General features: G+C 65.4%; 2 protein-coding genes. One reads left to right on the forward strand and one right to left on the reverse strand.

The window, feature by feature from the left end; all coding sequences use genetic code 11:
- Window positions 1–51: 51 nt before the first annotated feature.
- Window positions 52–660, reverse strand: a complete 609-nt coding sequence (locus AC1DYI_RS30705) for a C40 family peptidase (RefSeq protein ID WP_477207903.1) — start codon at window positions 658–660, stop codon at window positions 52–54.
- Between the two features lie 344 nt (window positions 661–1,004).
- Between AC1DYI_RS30705 and AC1DYI_RS30710 the strand changes: the two genes are divergently transcribed.
- Window positions 1,005–2,993, forward strand: coding sequence for a M3 family metallopeptidase (locus AC1DYI_RS30710; protein ID WP_477207904.1), 1,989 nt, complete (start codon window positions 1,005–1,007; stop codon window positions 2,991–2,993).
- Window positions 2,994–3,144 lie beyond the last annotated feature (151 nt).

Below are 3,144 nucleotides of genomic sequence, written 5' to 3' on the forward strand. Positions count from 1 at the left end.
ATTGTGCCCTTGGGTGAAAAGCCTGGCTTGCGCGCTGTCAGTTGAAGGCGCTCAGGGCGCCGTGCGCGGCAGATCGCCGCCAGCGGTGGCCTGCGGTGCACGGCGGGCGCCGTTGAAGCGCTTGGCCCAGTAGTCGACACGCATGTCTTCGACCCGCACCTCGCCGCCGGCACGGGGCGAGTGGATGAATTTGCCGTCGCCCACGTAGATGCCCACGTGCGAGAAGGTGCGGCGCAGGGTGTTGAAGAACACCAGGTCACCGGGCTTCAACTCGTCTTTGTTGATGCTGAAGAAACCGGGCGCCTTGGCCTGTTCGTCGGCCCGGCGGGGCAGGACCAGGCCAATGCTGTTTTCGAACACGTAGCGGGTGAAACCCGAGCAGTCGAAGCCGTTTTCCGCTGAGGTGCCACCGCGGCGGTAACGCACGCCGATGAAGTTCATCGCGCCCATCACCAGGTCGGTGGTCTTTTCGCGCACCTGGCCCAGCAGGCTGGGGTCGGCCGGGGGCGGCGAGGCGATGATTGCGCCGTTCGGTTGGATCATGCCGCGGTCTTGCAGCAGCTGCATCACCGGGTCGTGCGCGGCGCCCGAAGGGGCGGCCTGGCACCAAGCGGTCGCCAGCGCCAGGGCGCCAGCCAGCATCCAGCTTCGAGGGGCCATGCCGGTTGGGAGCCGGCCCAGCGGGGAGAAAGAGAACCTCAGCACGGGCGGCAGGATACGGGCCACAAACTAGGGGTGTCAAGCGGGTTAGCCGCGGAAAAGCCAGTGTTTTCAAATACTTGCAGATGCGAACCGGCGTTTTTTCCAGGGAGAACCCTGGGTTCGCACCGAGGCGGGCATGACCAGCCTTGAGCATTGCGCCACGGCGCGCAGAGATACCGCGGGCCACAATGCGCGTTTTTGCTCAAGGCGGGGGCGGTTCACACCGTGTTACCGCCTGGCAAGAACCGCGGAGCCACCCGCTCTGCGGATTTCCAAGTGGTCTGATGGAGACAGGATTGCCAATGAAAAAGACATGGATGGTGATGGCCGCCTGCAGCGCGATTGGCGCGTGCTGGCCTGGGGCATATGCAGCCGAAACGGCCCAGATGGTCGGCCCGGCCTTTCCCGACTTTCAAACCGTGGCGCAAGTGCGCCAAGCCTGCGACACCGGGCTGCGCGCGGCCAAGGCCCGCGTGACGGCGCTTGAAAAGGTGCCTGCCTCGCCCGGCTGGATCGGCGATTACGACGCCTACTACAGCGCGACCGAAGACGCCTACGGCCCGATCGGCTTCATCAGCAACGTGCACCCTGACCAGAAGGTGCGTGATGCCGCCGAGGCCTGCGACCTGCGCTGGCAGGACTTCTTCACCAGCACGAGCCAGAACGCCAAGCTGTACCGCGCCGCCAAGGCCTCGGTGCCCRCCGACGATATCGACCGCGAAACGCTGCGCCAGGCGCTGGAAACGTTCGAGGACTCGGGCGTCGGCCTGCCGCCGGCGCAGCGCGCCAGGGCCAAGCAGCTGTCCAACCGCATCAGCCTGCTGGGCCAGCAGTTCGAAAAGAACGTTCGCGACAGCAAGACCAAGGTCGAATACACCGACGAAGAGCTGGCTGGCGTGCCCGAGGGCGTGCTGAAGGCCGCCAAGCGCGACGCCAAGGGCCACGCCCTGCTGGGCCTGGACTACCCCACCTATTACCCGGTGATGGAGCGCGCCGAGAAGGCCGCCACGCGCGAAAAGATGTGGCGCGCCAAGATGAATGAGGGCGGTGCCGCCAACCTGAAACTGCTGGCCGAGATTGCCAAGCTGCGCCGCGACTACGCCAAGCTGTTCGGCTTCGACAGTTATGCCGACTTCACGCTTCGCCGCCGCATGGCCAAGAACACGGCCAACACCACCCGCTTCCTCGACGAGGTCAAGCAGGCCGTGACCGACAGCGAGCGCCGCGACATCGTCGACCTGCGCGAGGCCAAGGCCAAGCACCTGGGCCAGCCGCTGGACAAGACCACGCTGGACCGCTGGGATGTGGCCTTCTACACCGAGCGCCTGCGCAAGGAGCGCTTCACGGTCGACGAGGAATCGTTCCGCCCGTACTTCCCGCCCGAGGAAAGCCTGCAGTTCGTGATGCGCATCGCCGAGTCGATGTTCGGCATCAAGTACACGCCTGTGCAAGCCAAGCTGTGGCACCCCGAGGCGAAAGCCTATGCGGTCAGCGACGCCGCCACCGGCAAGCCACTGTCGAATCTGATCGTCGACCTGTACCCGCGTGAGGGCAAGTACAACCACGCCGCGGTGTGGTCGTACCGCGGTGGCTCGACCAAGACTGGCCGCGTGCCGCAAGCGGCGCTGGTGGTCAACTTCGACCGTAAGGGTCTGACGATCGAGGAGCTGGACACGCTGCTGCACGAGTTCGGCCATTCGCTGCACAGCAATCTGTCGATGACCCGCTACGCGGTGAACTCCGGCACCAGCACCCAGCACGACTTCGTCGAAGCCCCGTCGCAGATGCTGGAAGACTGGGTCTTCGACCGCAAGGTGCTGAAGCTGTTCCAGGACGTCTGTCCGACCTGCAAGCCGGTGCCTGACGAGCTGATCGAGAAGGCTCGCTCGGCGCGCGAGTTCACCAAGGGCAGCATGACGGCCCGCCAGCACCTGTACGCCAGCTTCGACCTGGCGTTGCACACCGCAGGCGCACCCGAGCCGATGGCGCTGTGGGCGAAGATGGAAGGCGACACGCCGCTGGGCTACGTGCCGGGCACGATGTTCCCGGCAGGCTTTGCCCACGTGGCGGGCGGCTACGGCGCCGGCTACTACGGCTACCTGTGGAGCCTGGTGGTGGCAATGGACCTGCGCACCGCCTTTGCCGCCGACCGGCTGGACCCGGCGGTGGGCAAGCGCTACCGCGACACAGTGCTGAGCCAGGGCGGTCAGCGCCCGCCAGAGTTGCTGGTCAAGGACTTCCTGGGCCGCGACATGAGCCCGAAGGCCTTCTTCGACTACCTGGCGAAGTAAGCCACTCGCCAAGTCAGTAGACGTCGGGCGCACGTGCACCCGACGAATCAAAAGCCGGCGCCAGCCTTCGTGCTCGCGCCGGCTTTTCTTTATGCCGTAGTCGACAAGGAACGCAACGTATAACGCGTTAGCGGTATGCCATTGTTTGAGA

It is taken from the genome of Ideonella sp. P3_A4 (assembly GCF_056403075.1).